The following is a 16,521-nucleotide window of genomic DNA, read 5'->3' on the forward strand; positions in this document are numbered from 1 at the left end:
GATGACGCCCCCCGCTCCCGGCATCCCGGCCAGCGGCGTGAGCCCCGTGCTCACGGCGCTGGTCGCGCGTATGCGGGACGCGGGCATCCCGCCCGGCGTCGAGGAGCTGGCGGACGCGCTGTGGCTGGCCCGCTGGCTGCCGTCCGCCCCGGCACAGGCCGACAGGGCGGGAGGGCCTCCCCCCTCCGGTCCGGGAGCGGCCGTCGGCACCGGCACCCCGCCCCCGCACCCGCCCCGGGCCCCCCGCCCGCCCGCCGGGGACGACGGCCTGCTGCAGCCGGACAGCGCCCGCCTGTTCGCGCCCGGACCCGGCGGCGACGACACCGACGTCCGGATGACCCCGGTCCGTGTCCCCGCCGCACCCGCCCTGCCCGAACCCCTCGCCCTGCAACGGGGGTTACGGCCCCTCCAGCGCTACCGCGCCCCCGTGCGCCCCGTCCCGCGCACCCTCGACGAGCACGCCACCGCCGAACGCGCCGCCGAGTCCGGCCTCGTCCTGCCCGTCCTGCGCACCGACCGGCGCCGCGAGGCCCGCCTGCTGCTCCTGATGGACGTCTCCACCTCCACGGTCGTATGGCAGCAGGCCCTCGACGAGATGCGCCAGGTCTGCGCCCGCGCCGGTGCCTTCCGTGAGGTGCAGGTGCGCTATCTGCACGAGGCGCCGGGCGGACTGCCCGGCTGCGCGGCCACCCCGGAGCCCGGTGCCGTCCTCCACGCACCGGAGCAGCTCAGCGACCCGACCGGACGGCGCGTCACGCTGCTCCTCAGCGACTGCGCCGGACCCATGTGGCGCAGCGGGCAGATGCAGCGGCTGCTGCACCGCTGGGCCACCACCGCGCCCGTGGCCGTCGTGCAGCCGCTGCCGCAGCGGATGTGGCTGCGCACCCATCTGCCCGCCCGGCGGGGCATGTTGCACCGGCGTGAGGGGCCCGCCGGGTCGCTGCTGTTCCGGCCCGACAAGGAGCCGGTGGCCTTCGGGGCGCTGCCCGTCCCCGTGCTCGCGCCGCGGCGGGAGTCGGTGGAGGGCTGGGCGCGACTGGTGTCCGGCGCCACGGGACAGTCGCTGTCCGCCGCGGCCGCCTGGGTGCGGGCCGGCCATCCCGCGTCCGCCGCACCGGTGCGGGCGGCGCAGGAACGCAGCGGTGCGGAGCGCGTGCGCGCGTTCTGGCGTCCGGCGTCGTCCGAGGCGCGCCGACTGGCCGTGTATCTGTCCGCGGTGCCGCTGTACCTGCCGGTGATGCAGCTCGTCCAGCACGCCATGCTGGCCGGAAGCGGGCCGGACGTACTGTCCGAAGTGCTGCTCAGCGGGCTGCTGCGGCGCCGGGAGGACGCGGACGATCCACGGGCCGTCCGCTACGACTTCCTGCCGGGGGTGGCGAGCGAGCTGCGGTCCCGGCTGACGGTCGGCGAGGTGGAGCTGCTGTTCAAGCACTGCTCCGAGTACGTGGAGCGCAAGTTCGGGCGCAGCGCGCGGAACTTCCCCGCGCTGGCCGGGGCGTTTCTGCGGGGCGCCGTGCCGCCGGGCGCGCACCGGGAGGGGCCGGCCGGTCCCTCGGGGGAGCGGGAACCGGCCGGGCTGCGGGCGTTCGCCGAGGTGTCGGCCGAGGTGCTGAGGGATCTGGGGGCGCGGCTGCCCGCGGTGGCGGGAGCCATGGCCGCGGGAGCCATGGCCGCCGGGCAGAGCGCGACGGAACTGCTCGACCTGGGCCGGCAGGCGCTCGCGCGGTTCGACGGCGAGGGCCTCACCCGCGAACTCGACGCCGCGGTGGAGTACTCACGGCAGGCCGTCGCGGTCACGGGGTCGGGCGGTGAGCGGATCGCCGCCGGCGAGGAACTGGCCCACGCGCTGCTCGCCCGGTGGCGGGTGCGCCGCGTGGGCGAGGACCTGCTGGAGGCGTGGGAGGCGCTCGACGGGCAGGCCGTCACGATGCGCGGACGGCTCGTACTCGGACTGGTGTGCTGGGCCCAGGCGCAGGAGGTGCCGGAGAGCGGGGCCGACTTCGACGGGATTCCGCGGAGCCTGCGGGACTGGGCCCGGGGCGAACCGGCGCGGGCGACGGAGCGGGCGCGGGACGTCCTGCTGTACCTGGCCGACCTCAACCTCGGCGCGGTGCTGGCGGACGAGGACCCGGAGGCGGCGGCACGGGCCCGCAGGAGTGCCGCCGCGGAGGCGCTGACCGGCGTGCGGCGGGCGCTGGGGGACGTCGGGCCCTACACCCCGGACTGGCGCCTGCTCCAGCTGCGGCGGGCCGTCGACGCGGCGAGTGTGTGGTTCCAGCTGTCCGGCGCCGTGCTCGCCCTCGTGGCCCGGGGACGGCTGTGGCTCGAACTGGCCCGGGAGCGCGAGGGCCACGACGGGGTCGCCGCCGACGCCGCCGCGAGTGCCGCCGAGGACCTCATGGAGGCGGTCCGGGACGAGCGCGCCCTGCCGGCCGCCGAGCGCTGCCGGATCTGGCTGGACGTGGCGGTCGCCGTCGAGATCCCGCACACCGAGCGCGAGGAGGGGCTGCTGCTGTACGCGGTGGAGCAGGCCCTCCAGGCCGCCGGCGACGACCAGGAGCTGCGGTTCGACGGTCTGGTGCGGGCCGGGAAGATCTATCGCGACCGTTACGAGCAGTCCGCGGACCCGGCCGAGCTGTACCGCGCCGTCGACGCCTGGGGACAGGCCGTACCGCTGCTCGACGAGGACGACCCACGGCGGCCGGTGGTGCTGACCGACCTCGGCCTGGCCTTCTACGCCAGGTCCGTCCTGAGCGCGGAGGCCGTGGACATCGCCAGGAGCGTGGACCATCTGCGCCAGGCGGTCGACGAGTCCCTGCCGGACGATCCCCGGCTGCCGTGGCGGCGCTGGAACCTGGGCCGCGCCTACCACCACCGCTACCTCCAGACCCGTGTGCTGACCGACCTGTACGAGGCCGACTGGCTGTTCGCGGAAGCCGTTCGCGGCTCCGAGAAGCCGGTGCTCCTCGCGCACGGTCTGATCAGCCGGGCAGCCGTGTCCCGGCTGCTGTACGAGCGCACGGACGCGCTCGCCCATCTGCACACGGCGATCGACCTGTGCGGACAGGCCGTCGAGTTCGCCGAGGAGGCGGATGACGGCGAGCTGGTCGCCGGGGCCCTCATGGTCCGGGGCCGGGCGCGAGAGGAGATGGGCAGGGCCTACGAAGCCCTCGCCGACTACCGGCGTGCCCTGCGCCGGACGGCCGACCGGGAGAGCATCCGCCTCCTCAGCTCGCGCATCTCCCGCCTGTCCCCCGAAACGGCCGACGAGTGACCCTCCCCACCGACGACACCCACATACCCCTCCCGGAGATCGCGCCACCCGACCACACCGACCACCCGGTTTTGGCGGCGATCCTCGCCGAACTCCGTACCCGTGAGGGGGAGAACCCCGTCGTCGCCCACTACGAAGACGCCCCATGACGACCCGCCCCCACCCGCCGTGGCCGCACGCCCTCCTCGACACCACGGCCCACCGGCCGGTCCCCTTCCGGCAGTTCGTGCTGAAGGTGCACGGCCGGTGCAACCTCGACTGCACCTACTGCTACCTCTACCAGGGCCCCGACCACGGCTGGCGTGACCGCCCGGCCCGCGTCTCCGAGCGCACCATGCGCCGCGCCGCGGACCGGATCGCCGAGCACGTCCGCGCCCACCGCCTCGACACCGTCCGCATCGAACTCCACGGCGGCGAGCCCCTCCTCACCGGCCCCGGCCCCGTCCTCGCCTACGCCGCCGCGGTACGCGAGGCCGTCGACTGCCGGGTCACCGCCACCGTCCAGACCAACGGCACCCTCCTGACGGCCAAGGCCCTCGACCGCCTCGCCGACGCGGACATCCGGGTCGGCCTCAGCCTCGACGGCGGGCGAGCCGCGCACAACGCCCGCCGGACCGACCACGCCGGGCGCCCCGCCTGGCCCGCCGCCCACGCGGCGGCGCGCCGGCTCGCGGCGCGACCGAAGTCGTACGCCGGAATCCTCTGCACGATCGACCTGGCCGCCGACCCCCTGGACGTCTACCGCTCGCTCCTCGCGCTGCACCCGCCAGGCGTCGACTTCCTCCTCCCGCACGCCAACTGGGCCCAGCCGCCCCCGGGTACGACGAGCCGGCCCCCGGGCAGGCACCGCCCCCACCCCACGCCCTACGGCGACTGGCTCGCCACCGTCTTCGACGCCTGGTGGGACGAGGGACGGCTCAGCACGCGCGTACGGCTGTTCCAGGAGATCGCCGGGCTGCTGCTCGGCTCTCCCAGCCGCGCCGAGGCCGTGGGGCTGTCACCGATGGCGGCCGTCGTGGTCGAGACGGACGGTGCCATCGAGCAGGTCGACTCACTCAGGTCGGCGTACGCGGGCGCCTCGGAGACCGGGCTCGACGTCCACCGGCACCCGTTCGACCAGGCCCTGCGCCATCCCGGCGTCGCCGCACGGCAGCTGGGGGAGCGGGCGCTGGCCGAGGAGTGTCTGGGCTGCCCCGTGGGGAAGGTGTGCGGGGGCGGGAACTACGTGCACCGGTACGCTCCCGGGACCGGGTTCCGGCATCCCAGTGTCTACTGCGCCGACCTGGAGCGGCTCGTCCGGCACGTCGCGCACCGGCTGGAGCGGACGTCCCGCCCGGCCCGGTGACTGGAACAATGCTCAACTCATTACCTCTGGAACCGATTTGACGCACAATTGAATAACCTGTGCACAGTCGTGACCAGGTTCAGTCGAGGGGATACGGCGAGATGGCGGCGGAACTCGGACACGTCACGGTGGTCTTCGCCGGACAGAGCGAGTCCTGGGCCAAGTGGATCGACCACCAGATCCGGGCCGCGGGACGGGGCACCACGCTGATCAGGTGGAACCCGCTGCGCCGACCGCCGACCGCCGAGGCGTTCACCAGCCTGCTCAGCGCGCCGGGACGCGTCCTGCTCGTGATCGACGACTGGCACGAGCGACTGGGCGACGAGCGGTTCGACGCCTGGGCCGAGGCCCTGCGACAGGTGCTGCCGGCCTACCAGGACCGCATAGCCGCCGTGAGCATCACCGCCCGGCCCATGCCCGAGGCCGTCATCGCCCTGGCCCCCGTCGAACTGCGCGGTCTGCGGCCCGAGGTCGCGCGCAGCCGGGTCCTGGAGTGCGCGGGCATACCCGCCCCGGGCGTCCTGATCGACCTGCGCCGAGGCCCCCGCTTCCCCGACGATCCGCCGGACGTCTGGCACGTCCCGCGCCGCAACCGCCGCTTCATCGGCCGCACCGAACTGCTGGAGAAGGTCTACGGCGCCCTCTCCGCCGCCGGACCCGACGGCGCCGCCGTGGCGCTGCTCGGCCCCGGCGGCTTCGGCAAGACCCAGCTGGCCCTGGAGTACGTCCACCGGTTCGCCGGTGAGTACGACATCGTCTGGTGGATCAACGCCGCCCAGCGCGTCACCGCCCGCCAGCAGTTCGCCGACCTCGCACCCGCCCTGGACCTGCGGGACTCCGGCGACCTCGCCGCCACCATCACGGCCGTCCGCCGCGAACTCGACCACACCGCCCGGCCCTGGCTGCTCGTCCTGGACGGCGCCGGCGACCCGGAGCGGGTGATCGACCTGGTGCCCGAAGGCCGCGGCCACATCCTCGTCACCACCCACCGCAGCGAGTGGGGCGCCCACGCCGAGAACATCGCCGTGCCCGTCTTCGAACGCCGTGAGAGCGTCGCCTTCGCCGGGCGCCGCACGGAACGTCTCAGCGACAACCAGGCCGCGCGCCTCGCCGAGGCCGTGGAGGACATGCCCCTGCTGCTCGACCAGACGGCCGCCTGGCTGGACATCAACCCGACCGTGCCGGTCGACGACTACATCCGGGACATCCGCGACGGCCGCCCGGACCGCTTCGGCGTCATGGCCTCCGGCCAGTACCCGGAGAGCTTCGAGGTCGCCTGGGCGAAGCTCGTCAACACCCTGCGCGACGGCTCGGAGTCCGCCTGGCAGCTGCTCAACCTGCTCGTCTGCTTCTCGCACGACGTGGTGCCGGTACGGCTGCTCCAGACCGCCCGGCACGGCGACCTGCCCGCCGAACTGGACGAGCTGATCGCCGAGCCCAGCAGCTGGAACACCGCCCTGCGCCGGCTGTCCGAGATCACCTCCATGCGGATCGAGTACGAACCCGGGCCGCGGATGGACACCCAGACCGTCGGCACCCTGCGCATGCACCGCCTCTTCCACCGCTTCGTACGGTCCATCCAGTCGCCCGCCGACGCCGAGCGCTACTCGGCCGCCGCCCGCAAGGTCCTCGTCTCCGCGGACCCGCGCGACTCCTCCTCGGCCGGCAACTGGGCCCGCTACGCCGCCCTCATCCCGCACCTCGAACCCTCCGGGGCCCTGGAGTCGGACGACGACGACGCGCGCGAACTGGTCCTCAACTGCATCGAGTACCTGCGGATGCGGGGCGAGTACCACGACGGATGGCTGCTCAGCCGCAAGGCCGTGGAGCACTGGCGGGCCACCTCGGGCGACACCGACCGCTCGGTGCTCGTGGCCGTCCACCAGCTCGCCAACATGCTGCGCAGAGCGGGCAAGTACGCGGAGGCGGAGACGGTCGGCCGGGAGATCCTCGGGCGGCTCGAACGCGCCCCCGACGTCCGGCCGATCGAGGTGATCCGCGCCAAGGACGGCCTCGGCGGCACCCTCATGGCGCTCGGCCGCTACCCGGAGGCCCGCGCCCTGTTCGAGGAGGCCGCCGCGAGCGCCGCCGCGGAACTCGGCGGCGCACAGGTACCGCGCACCCTCGCCGTCCGCAGCAACCTCGCCGTCGCCCTCGGCCTCCAGGGCCACTACACCGAGTCGCTCGCCCTGCACCGCAGGATCTACGAGGCCCGCCTGGAGTTACTCGGCGAACGCGACGCCCTCACCCTCAACTCCTCGCTGCGCACCGCCTGGATGCTGCGGCTGCTCGGCAGCTACCGCGAGGCCCTGACCATCCAGGGCCACAACTCCCGTGTCCACGGCCAGGTCCTGGACCGTACCCACAGCCAGACCCTGCTCGCCGAGCACAACCTCGCCCTGTGCGCCCGCCGGGTCGGAGACCTCCAGTTCGCGCACGCCATGCTGCGCGGCGTCCGCGAGAAGCTGATCCGCCGCCGGGGCGTGCTGCACCCGGAGACCCTGATGGTGTCCTGCGACTACGCGATGCTGCTGCGCGACCTGGAGCGTACGGAGGAGGCCAGGGACCTGGCAGAAGCCACCGCCACCCACTACGCCGCCCAGCTCGGCGACCGTCACCCGTACGCGATCGGCGCGCGGGACAACGTCGCCACCGTCATGCGTGACATGGGCGAGAACCGGGCCGCGCTGGAGGTGTCCCGGCAGACCGCCCGTCAGATGCGGCGGGCGGTGGGCCGGGACCACCCCTGGGCCATCGGCTGCGCCAAGAACGAGGTCGCCGCCCTGACCGGCGTAGGAGAGATCGAGGCGGCGGCAGCGCTGGGCCGGGAGACCGCCGACCGTTCCGCGCGCGTCCTGGGCGACGCGCATGTGCTCACCATCAGCCTGCGGGCCGGGCTCGCACTGGACCTGGCTGAGCTGGGCGAACGGGACGAGTCCGAGGCGCTGTACCAGGACACGGTGGCCCGCCTGACCTCACGGCTCGGCGCCGACCACCCCCAGACCCGCCACATCCTCGAACGACAGCGCCCGTACTGGGACTTCGAGCCGCAGCCGATCTGATCAGCCGACTCCACCGCGCACGCTCTCCACCACCCCCACGGGCAGGCGAAAGGGCCCGGCACCGAGGATGAACTCGGCACCGGGCCCTGAGGTTCGGCTGAACCGCCCGAGGACTACGCCTCGAACACCTCACGCACCAACTGCTCCTGCTCGGCCTGGTGGCGCTTGGCCGAACCCACCGCCGGGGACGACCCGTGCGGACGGGAGATCCGGCGCAGGCGCTCGCCGTGCGGGACTTCGGCGCCGACCGCCAGGTCCAGGTGGTCGATCAGGTTGAGCGCGATGAACGGCCACGCACCCTGGTTCGCCGGCTCCTCCTGGGCCCACAGGTACTTCTCGGCGTTCGGGTACTTGGCGATCTCGGCCTGGAGCTCGGTACCCGGCAGCGGGTACAGGCGCTCGATGCGGATAATCGCCGTCTCGGCAGCTACAGCGTCCGTGACGCCGCGCTTCTTCCGCTCGGCCTCGAGGTCGTAGTAGACCTTGCCCGCGCAGAAGACGACCTTCTTGACGGCGGCCGGGTCGACCGAGGAGTCGCCGATGACCGGCTGGAACTGCCCGGTCGTGAACTCCTCCGCCTTCGAGGCCGCGGCCTTCAGACGCAGCATCGACTTCGGGGTGAAGACGACCAGCGGCTTGTGGTGCGGGTTGTGCGACTGCCACCGCAGGAGGTGGAAGTAGTTCGACGGCGACGTCGGCATGGCGACCGTCATGTTGTTCTGCGCGCACATCTGGAGGAAGCGCTCCGGGCGGGCGGACGAGTGGTCCGGGCCCTGGCCCTCGTAACCGTGCGGCAGGAGCAGGACGACGCCCGACGTCTGGGCCCACTTCTGCTCGGCCGACGAGATGAACTCGTCCACGACCGTCTGGGCGCCGTTGACGAAGTCGCCGAACTGCGCCTCCCACATCACGAGCGCCTCGGGGCGGGCCAGCGAGTAGCCGTACTCGAAGCCCATGGCCGCGTACTCGGAGAGGAGCGAGTTGTAGACGTTCAGCCGCGACTGGTCCTCGGAGAGGTACTGCAGCGGCGTGTACTCCTCGCCCGTCTCACGGTCGATGATGACCGCGTGGCGCTGGCCGAACGTACCGCGCTGCGAGTCCTGGCCGGACAGCCGGACCGGGACGCCCTCCAGCAGGAGGGAGCCGATGGCGAGGGTCTCGCCCATGCCCCAGTCGATGGTGCCGTCCTCGACCATCGACGCCCGGCGCTGGAGCTGCGGCAGCAGACGCGGGTGGACGGTGATGTGGTCGGGGATGTTGACCTGGGACTCGGCGATCCGCTTGACGACCTCCGAGGTCACCGCGGTGTTCACGGCGACCGGGAACTCGGCCTGCGGGTCCGAGGGCTCCGCGGCGGCCGGCTGCGATGTGGCCTCGCGGACCTCCGTGAAGACCTTCTCCAGCTGGCCCTGGTAGTCCTGGAGCGCCTGCTCGGCCTCTTCCAGGGTGATGTCGCCGCGACCGATGAGGGACTCGGTGTAGAGCTTGCGCACCGAGCGCTTCTTGTCGATCAGGTCGTACATCAGCGGCTGGGTGAAGGCCGGGTTGTCCGACTCGTTGTGACCGCGGCGGCGGTAGCAGATGAGGTCGATCACGACGTCCTTGTTGAACGCCTGGCGGAACTCGAAGGCCAGACGGGCAACGCGGACGACCGCCTCGGGGTCGTCGCCGTTCACGTGGAAGATCGGCGCCTCGATCATGCGGGCCACGTCGGTGGCGTACATCGAGGAGCGCGACGACTCGGGAGCCGCCGTGAAGCCGACCTGGTTGTTGATGACGATGTGGACCGTGCCGCCGGTGCGGTAACCGCGCAGCTGCGACATGTTCAGGGTCTCGGCCACCACGCCCTGGCCCGCGAAGGCCGCGTCGCCGTGGATCGCCACCGGCAGGACGGTGAAGTCCGTGCCGCCCTTGTTGATGATGTCCTGCTTGGCGCGTGAGACGCCCTCCAGGACCGGGTCCACCGCCTCCAGGTGGGAGGGGTTCGCGACCAGGGAGACCTTGATCTGCTCGCCGTCGAGGCCGGTGAAGGTGCCCTCGGCGCCCAGGTGGTACTTCACGTCACCGGAGCCGTGCATCGACTTCGGGTCGAGGTTGCCCTCGAACTCGCGGAAGATCTGGGCGTACGACTTGCCGACGATGTTCGCCAGGACGTTCAGCCGGCCGCGGTGGGCCATGCCGATGACGACCTCGTCCAGACGCGACTCGGCCGCGCTGTCGATGACCGCGTCCAGCAGCGGGATGACGGACTCGCCGCCCTCCAGGGAGAAGCGCTTCTGGCCGACGTACTTCGTCTGCAGGAAGGTCTCGAAGGCCTCCGCCGCGTTCAGCCGGCGCAGGATGCGCAGCTGCTCCTCGCGCTCCGGCTTGGTGTGCGCGCGCTCGATGCGGTCCTGGATCCACCGGCGCTGCTTGGGGTCCTGGATGTGCATGAACTCGACGCCGGTGGTGCGGCAGTACGAGTCGCGCAGCACACCGAGGATGTCGCGCAGCTTCATCAGGGACTTGCCGGCGAAGCCGCCGACGGCGAACTCGCGCTCCAGGTCCCACAGGGTGAGGCCGTGCTCGGTGATGTCCAGGTCGGGGTGCTTGCGCTGCTGGTACTCCAGCGGGTCGGTGTCGGCCATGACGTGGCCGCGGACCCGGTAGGAGTGGATCAGCTCGAAGACCCGGGCGGCCTTGGTGACGTCGTCGTCGTGGCTGGCGTCGATGTCCTTGAGCCAGCGAACCGGCTCGTAGGGGATGCGCAGCGCCTCGAAGATGTCGTCGTAGAAGCCGCTCTCACCGAGGAGGAGGTTCGCGACGATCCGCAGGAACTCGCCGGAGGCGGCGCCCTGGATCACCCGGTGGTCGTAGGTCGACGTGAGCGTCATGACCTTCGAGATGCCGAGCTTGTTCAGGGTGTCCTGGGAGGTGCCCTGGAACTCCGCCGGGTAGTCCATGGAGCCGACGCCCATGATGACCGACTGGCCGGGCATCAGACGCGGGACCGAGTGGACGGTGCCGAGGCCACCGGGGTTGGTCAGGGAGACCGTCACGCCGGTGAAGTCGTCCATGCCCAGCTTGCCGTCGCGAGCGCGGCGGACGATGTCCTCGTAGGCCTGCCAGAACTCGAAGAAGTTCAGCGTCTCGGCCTTCTTGATGCCCGCGACGACCAGCTGACGGTCGCCGTTGGGCTTCACCAGGTCGATGGCGAGGCCGAAGTTGACGTGGTCGGGCTTGACCAGGGTCGGCTTGCCGTCCTTCTCCGCGAAGGAGTAGTTCATCGACGGCATGGCCTTGATGGCCTGCACCATCGCGTAGCCGATCAGGTGCGTGAAGGAGATCTTCCCGCCCCGGGCGCGCTTCAGGTGGTTGTTGATGACGATGCGGTTGTCGAAGAGCAGCTTCACCGGGACCGCGCGCACGGACGTGGCCGTGGGCACCTCCAGCGAGGCGTTCATGTTCTTCGCGACCGCGGCGGCGGGGCCGCGCAGCGTCACGAGCTCGGGACCGCCGGCAGCGGCGGCAGCGGGCTCGGCCTTCTTCGGCTGAGCCGGCTTCGCGGCCGGAGCGGGCGCGGCGGGCTTCGCCGGGGCCGGGGCGGCTGCCGGAGCCGGAGCGGCGGCAGCGGGCTTCGGGGCCGGCGCGGGGACCGACGGGGTGGCCGGAGCAGCCGGTGCGGCCGGAGCCGTGGTGGTGGTCTCTGCGGCCCCCGCGGCCGCAGTACCCGCCGGAGCCGAGGCGGCGGGCGCCCCCGGCTTGTAGTCGGCGAAGAAGTCCCACCAGGCTCGGTCTACCGAATTGGGGTCCTGGAGGTACTGCTGATAGATCTCGTCGACGAGCCACTCGTTCGGACCGAACGCGGCAGCGGGGTTCTTGCCCGCTTGGTCGTCGGTCGAGATGCTCGAGTTACTGGGGGACTGTGGCGACACGGCGGCAACCGCCCTCTTCCGCTTCACAAGGTGATGGACAGCGGGAATCAAGGCTACGCCCCCATGGCCGGGAAGGTCAGGCTGAGCAAGGTCATCGTCGTGTAAGTCACACCGGAAAGCGTGTTTCGGGCCTGGAAATGGCGGGAAACAAGCGAGGTTCCGGTTCATGTGGGATGGCGCGATCATCGCCCGGCACGCCTACGGCGTGGGGCTCTCGCTGATCACACGTGTCCGTCAGCCAGGACAGACGTGGATCTTGGCGCTCCGCTTCGAACTTTACGTCAACTTGGTACGGATGGCTGCCCCGGGAGTGTGACAAGAATCCGGCAACCCCGCTCGGATTCGGCCACTCCGATCCGGCCGCCGTGCAGATCGACGGCCCAGCGCGCGATCGCCAGCCCCAGTCCCGTACCGCCGTCGCTGCCCGGCCCGTGCGGCCGGCTCACGGCACCCCGGTTGAACCGCTCGAAGACCCGGTGCCAGTCCGACCTCGGAATGCCCGGCCCCTCGTCCAGGACCTCCAGCACCAGCGACTCGGCGTGTGCCCCGCGCCGCGCCTTGACCGTCACGCGGCCGTGCGGCGGGCTGTGCTTGATCGCGTTGTCGATGAGGTTGGCGACGACCTGGTGGATGCGCTCCGGGTCGGCGTGCGCGGTCAGCTCCGGCGGGGAGACGTCGAGATGCAGATGGACGTCCGTACGGGTGTGGCTGCCGGAGCCCGACGCCATGCCCCCGCGCGCCGAGGAGACCATGTTGGCCTCCTTCAGCACACCGGACAGGTACGGCCACACCTCGAAGCGCCGCAGGCGCAGCGGTACGACGCCGTTGTCCAGGCGGGACAGGTCGAGAAGCGTCTCCACGAGCCGGCCGAGGCGCTCGGTCTGCTTCAGCGCCGTACGCATCGTCTCGGGGTCGGCCTCGGCGATGCCGTCGACGACGTTCTCAAGGACCGCCCGCAGGCCCGCGATCGGCGTGCGCAGCTCGTGCGAGACGTTCGCCACCAGCTCCTTGCGCTGCTGGTCCTGGGCCTCCAGCTCGTCGGCCATGAGGTTGATCGTCCCGGCGAGGTCGCCCAGCTCGTCCCGGCGGTTGTCGCGTACCCGGCGGGTGTAGTCGCCGTGCGAGATGGACCGGGCCACCGCGTTCATCTCGTCCAGCGGCGCGGTGAGCGAATGCGCCACGAACTGCGTAATGAGCAGTGTGGCGATCATCGAGAAGACCGTGATGAAGCGCAGCTCCGTCTGGGTGCGCACGGCGATCATCGACAGGCCGGTGGTGATCAGCACCGCGATGATGACCAGCGCGCCCAGCTTGGTCTTGATCGAGAACGGACTTACGCCGCCCCAGGGCTCCCCGGGGCCTCTCCGCGCCGGCCCGTCGCTCATGGCGTCGGGGTCTCCAGGGCGTAGCCCACGCCGTGCACCGTGCGGATCCGCTCGGCGCCGATCTTCCGGCGCAGCGCCTTGATGTGGCTGTCGACGGTCCGGGTGCCGGAGGCGTCGGCCCAGTCCCACACCTCGGCGAGGAGCTGCTCACGCGAGAGCACCGCGCGCGGGGTGTTCGCCAGGCACACCAGGAGGTCGAACTCCGTGGGGGTGAGGTGAACGTCCTCACTGCGCACCCGCACCCGCCGCTGCGCGTGGTCGATCTCCAGCTCGCCGAGCCGAAGGATGCCCGACCGGGGGGTCGTGGCGGCCAGCGCGGCCCGCTCGACGCGGCGCAGCAGCACATGCACGCGCGCCGCCAGCTCCCGCATCGAGAACGGCTTGGTCATGTAGTCGTCGGCGCCGACCCCGAGCCCGACCAGCATGTCGGTCTCGTCGTCACGCGCGGTCAGCATCAGTACCGGCACCGGCCGCTGGGCCTGCACCCGGCGGCATACCTCCAGGCCGTCGAAGCCCGGCAGCATGATGTCGAGGATCAGCAGGTCGGGCTGCCATGCCTCCGCCGTGTCGACGGCCGCCGGACCGTCGCCCGCGGTCTGCACGAGGAAACCCTCGGCGCGCAGACGGGCCGCGATGGCGTCCACGATGGTCGGATCGTCCTCGACCACGAGGACCCGGCGCTGTGCACCAGGGGTCGCCGCCGTGCCGTTGTGGGAGGTGTGTGTCTGCTCCATCGCCCGCCCCAAAGTTGCTTTCCGGAATCCGTGGGGTGATCCCGCTATCTGGCTATGCCTGCGCATGCTTGCGATTGACGCTTGAATGATCCGCGTCAGGTGAGCAGAGTACGGGGAGTCACCGTGCCACGGCTATCCAGGTCGTACGGCGAGATGTACGACGTCCGGAACGCCCCGGGCAACGGGGATCTCTTCGGTACGCACCTGTTGGAATCCGGCATTACACAAGGTTTCTTCGAATTCCGGAGACGGCTGGGCGGACCATACGGCAAGCACCCCACCCGGCCTCAACACCCCTGCGCAGCCCGCCAGTCCGGCCGGTGAGTACAGGCTGTCGTTGCCCTCGGTGACCGTCCAGCCGGGGCCGTTGTCGATGTCGAGGCACAGGGCGTCATACGTGGCGGATGTCTCATGTACGTACGCCACGAGATCCGTTTCCAGAATCTCGGTGCGCGGATCGGCGAGGGCCGAGGCGGAGAAGTCGGACAACGGGCCGTCACGATGCCAGTCGATAATCGCGTGCTCACGCTCCACGACGGCGATCCGTCCCGGGCGCGGATCGGCGGCGGCATGTGCGAGCGAGAACCCCACGCCCAGCCCGCCGATCAGTACCTCCGGCGCCGGCCGCCCGTCCAGCGCGCCGAGCGCCGCGTCGATCAGCAGCCGCTCCGAGCGGCCGTCGGAGGTGTCCATCAGAAAGCAGCCGTTCGCGATGATCTGGAGCAGCTCTCCGTGCCGTCGCAGCACGATCTCGCCGTGCGGGCCCTCGCGACGGTCCAGGACTTCGGGGATGTCGTACGAAGCGGGCATCCGGCCATCCTGGCAGGTCCGGGCCGGGGCGGCCGGGGAATTGGGGTCACGGGGCGGGGCTGCCCGCGGCGGCCCCGGCCTCTCAGGGTGCGAAACCCAATAGAGACGCGAGAACTTCTTGAGAGGTTGCTGAGAATCGGCCTCGGTGTGGCGCTGATCACAGACACGGCGGGGCGGTGGTCCGAGGGTGGGATAAACGGAAGGAGCGCCTCACCTTGGAACGGACCGCGGTCGGGGATGTGACGGGCTCCACTCCGGCGCCCGAGGTGGCCGAACTGCTGGACGGGATGCCACGGCAGCGCGGACCGCTGGGCGCCGCCACGGTGCCCGCGCCGCCGCCCCTGCCCCCGGTGCTGCCGCCCCTGCCCCCGGTGCTCACCGAGGCCACGGCGAGCGGGGCCCCCGCGCCCGCGATCCGCGCCTTCCGCCCCTGGCGCCTGCTTCCCACCCCCACCGGCACCCCGTTCACCCTCGCCTACGCCGCCGTACTGGCCGTCACCTCACTGATCGCCACGTACGCCGACCCCGACCTCGTCCACGCCCTGCACCAGGGCTCCAGCACCGATGTCGCGCACCTCGTGCGGACACCCGTGCTGGTGCTGCTCGCCAGCGCGCTGTGGATCGCGGGCGGCTTCCTGGCGCCGTACACGCTCGGCTTCCTGCTTGTGCTCACCGCCCTGGAGCGGCGGATCGGCGGCGCGCGCACCGCCGCCGTCTTCCTCGGCGGACATGTCCTGGCCACCCTCGCGACCGAGGTCCCGGTGGGGCTCGCGGTGCTGGTCGGCCACCTGCCCGACAGTTCCCTGTACCGCCTCGACTACGGCATCAGCTTCGGCGTGGCCGCGAGCACCGGCGCGCTGGCCGGGCTGCTGCGGCCGTGGCTGCGGTGGCCGGTGCTGGTCCTGTTCGGCGCGATGCTGGTCCAGGACCTGCTGAACCTCACGGATCCGCTGACCAACTGGGGGCATCTGATCTCCCTGGTCATCGGGATCGCGATGTGGCCGGTGGTGCGGCGCCGGCGCGCCGTGCACGCGAAGCCGGTCTCAGCCGGCCGGGGGTGACCACACGTACGGGGTGGTCGTCGTCACCGCCGCGAAGCCCAGCCGCCGCAGGATGGGCGCGCTGTCGTCGGAGGCGTCGACATGCAGATAGGTGACCTCGCGGGCGACGGCGAGGGCCGCGCGGGTGGCGACCAGCGCGCGGTAGACACCGCGGCCCCGCCACTCGGCCAGCGTTGACCCGCCCCACAGGCTCGCGAACGCGGTCCCCTTCCGGAACACCAGCCACGCGGCCGAGACGACCTCGCCGTCCGCCTCGGCGACATGGACGGAGATCTCGTCCGGGGCGGACGCGACCCGGCCGGTCAGATCCTCGGCGAGCCAGCTCCAGTCCTGGCCCCACACCACCGACTCCATCGCCGCGATCCGGCGCATGTCCGCGTCCGCCGTGACGCGGCGCAGCGTCACGCCCTCGGGAAGGACCGGCTGCCGTACGGCCATGTCGGCGGCACGTCCGACCAGGACCGTCTCCTGGTCCTCGGGCACGAAGCCCGCCGCGCGCAGCCGGTCGGTGAGGTCGGCCGGGTCGTCGTGGGAGCGGGTCTTCCACTCCACCGCCTCGCCGCGCGCCGCGAAGAAGTCACGCTGCCGCGCGATGAGCCGGTCCAGCTCGGCGCCGCGCACGCCGAGGGAGCGCGGGCCGCTGACGAGGCCGCGGAATCCGCCGACGATCCGCAGCAGCGGGCCGTCCTGTTCATACGTCACGCCGACGGGCGGAGTCGGGGGCGCGCCGCGCATCTGGTCGTCGTAGGCCGCGAGAAGGATCTCTGTATCTGTCACGGGGAGACGGTGCGGGAAGGATCGACCCGCGGCAACCGTTTATTCACGAAAGCCGAGGTCACCGGGTGTGAGGCGGCTGATCACTCACAGCGAACCGAGACCCGGGAACATTCGGGCCTCCCCGTGCATTGAGTCGGCATAACTCAACTTGACTGCCTA

10 protein-coding genes are annotated in these 16,521 nt (G+C 71.9%); 5 read left to right on the plus strand and 5 right to left on the minus strand.

All coding sequences use genetic code 11. The features are described 5' to 3' along the window. The first annotated feature begins 1 nt into the window (after nucleotide 1). The 4 genes from ACFU95_RS03605 to fxsT all read left to right on the plus strand — a co-directional run bounded on the left by ACFU95_RS03605 (nucleotide 2) and on the right by fxsT (nucleotide 7,681). Nucleotides 2-3,274, plus strand: a complete 3,273-nt coding sequence (locus ACFU95_RS03605; protein WP_383821105.1) for an SAV_2336 N-terminal domain-related protein — start codon at nucleotides 2-4, stop codon at nucleotides 3,272-3,274. Beyond that, nucleotides 3,271-3,423 (plus strand): hypothetical protein, encoded by a 153-nt coding sequence (locus ACFU95_RS03610; RefSeq protein ID WP_383821108.1) that lies wholly within the window; start codon nucleotides 3,271-3,273, stop codon nucleotides 3,421-3,423. Before ACFU95_RS03605 ends, ACFU95_RS03610 begins: the two co-directional genes overlap by 4 nt. Continuing rightward, a complete protein-coding gene (locus ACFU95_RS03615) occupies nucleotides 3,420-4,619 on the plus strand; it encodes an FxsB family cyclophane-forming radical SAM/SPASM peptide maturase (protein ID WP_383821111.1) in 1,200 nt (399 codons plus the stop codon). Before ACFU95_RS03610 ends, ACFU95_RS03615 begins: the two co-directional genes overlap by 4 nt. A 101-nt stretch (nucleotides 4,620-4,720) precedes the next feature. Further along, on the plus strand, nucleotides 4,721-7,681 hold the full coding sequence (fxsT, locus tag ACFU95_RS03620) for an FxSxx-COOH system tetratricopeptide repeat protein (protein ID WP_383821114.1): 2,961 nt from the start codon (nucleotides 4,721-4,723) through the stop codon (nucleotides 7,679-7,681). Between the two features lie 113 nt (nucleotides 7,682-7,794). On the opposite strand, the gene ACFU95_RS03625 is transcribed toward fxsT, so the two are convergent. From ACFU95_RS03625 to ACFU95_RS03640, 4 genes are all read right to left on the minus strand, one after another. Beyond that, nucleotides 7,795-11,595, minus strand: a complete 3,801-nt coding sequence (locus tag ACFU95_RS03625) for a multifunctional oxoglutarate decarboxylase/oxoglutarate dehydrogenase thiamine pyrophosphate-binding subunit/dihydrolipoyllysine-residue succinyltransferase subunit (protein ID WP_383821117.1) — start codon at nucleotides 11,593-11,595, stop codon at nucleotides 7,795-7,797. Nucleotides 11,596-11,876: 281 nt separating this feature from the next. Beyond that, on the minus strand, nucleotides 11,877-12,980 hold the full coding sequence (locus ACFU95_RS03630) for a sensor histidine kinase (protein ID WP_383821120.1): 1,104 nt from the start codon (nucleotides 12,978-12,980) through the stop codon (nucleotides 11,877-11,879). Further along, nucleotides 12,977-13,714, minus strand: coding sequence for a response regulator transcription factor (locus ACFU95_RS03635; protein ID WP_003997964.1), 738 nt, complete (start codon nucleotides 13,712-13,714; stop codon nucleotides 12,977-12,979). Before ACFU95_RS03635 ends, ACFU95_RS03630 begins: the two co-directional genes overlap by 4 nt. Nucleotides 13,715-13,846: 132 nt before the next feature. Then, nucleotides 13,847-14,524: a spermidine synthase gene (locus tag ACFU95_RS03640; RefSeq protein WP_383821123.1), complete on the minus strand. Its 678-nt coding sequence runs from the start codon at nucleotides 14,522-14,524 to the stop codon at nucleotides 13,847-13,849. A gap of 215 nt (nucleotides 14,525-14,739) precedes the next feature. On the opposite strand from ACFU95_RS03640, the gene ACFU95_RS03645 reads away from it, so the two are divergent. Beyond that, a complete protein-coding gene (locus tag ACFU95_RS03645) occupies nucleotides 14,740-15,585 on the plus strand; it encodes a rhomboid-like protein (RefSeq protein WP_383821125.1) in 846 nt (281 codons plus the stop codon). Here the strand turns inward: ACFU95_RS03645 and ACFU95_RS03650 are convergent. Further along, nucleotides 15,568-16,362, minus strand: coding sequence for a GNAT family N-acetyltransferase (locus ACFU95_RS03650; protein WP_383821128.1), 795 nt, complete (start codon nucleotides 16,360-16,362; stop codon nucleotides 15,568-15,570). The genes ACFU95_RS03645 and ACFU95_RS03650 overlap by 18 nt on opposite strands. Nucleotides 16,363-16,521 lie beyond the last annotated feature (159 nt).

It is taken from the genome of Streptomyces sp. NPDC057623, from assembly GCF_042800355.1.
Classification (GTDB): Bacteria; Actinomycetota; Actinomycetes; order Streptomycetales; family Streptomycetaceae; genus Streptomyces.

What these genes read in the sequence shown, in the direction of transcription:
- ACFU95_RS03605 (WP_383821105.1), top strand. Translation starts at nt 2, where the DNA reads ATGACGCCCCCCGCTCCCGGCATCCCGGCCAGCGGCGTGAGCCCCGTG.
- ACFU95_RS03615 (WP_383821111.1), top strand. Translation starts at nt 3,420, where the DNA reads ATGACGACCCGCCCCCACCCGCCGTGGCCGCACGCCCTCCTCGACACC.
- fxsT (WP_383821114.1), top strand. Translation starts at nt 4,721, where the DNA reads ATGGCGGCGGAACTCGGACACGTCACGGTGGTCTTCGCCGGACAGAGC.
- ACFU95_RS03630 (WP_383821120.1), bottom strand. Translation starts at nt 12,980, where the DNA reads ATGAGCGACGGGCCGGCGCGGAGAGGCCCCGGGGAGCCCTGGGGCGGC.
- ACFU95_RS03635 (WP_003997964.1), bottom strand. Translation starts at nt 13,714, where the DNA reads ATGGAGCAGACACACACCTCCCACAACGGCACGGCGGCGACCCCTGGT.
- ACFU95_RS03640 (WP_383821123.1), bottom strand. Translation starts at nt 14,524, where the DNA reads ATGCCCGCTTCGTACGACATCCCCGAAGTCCTGGACCGTCGCGAGGGC.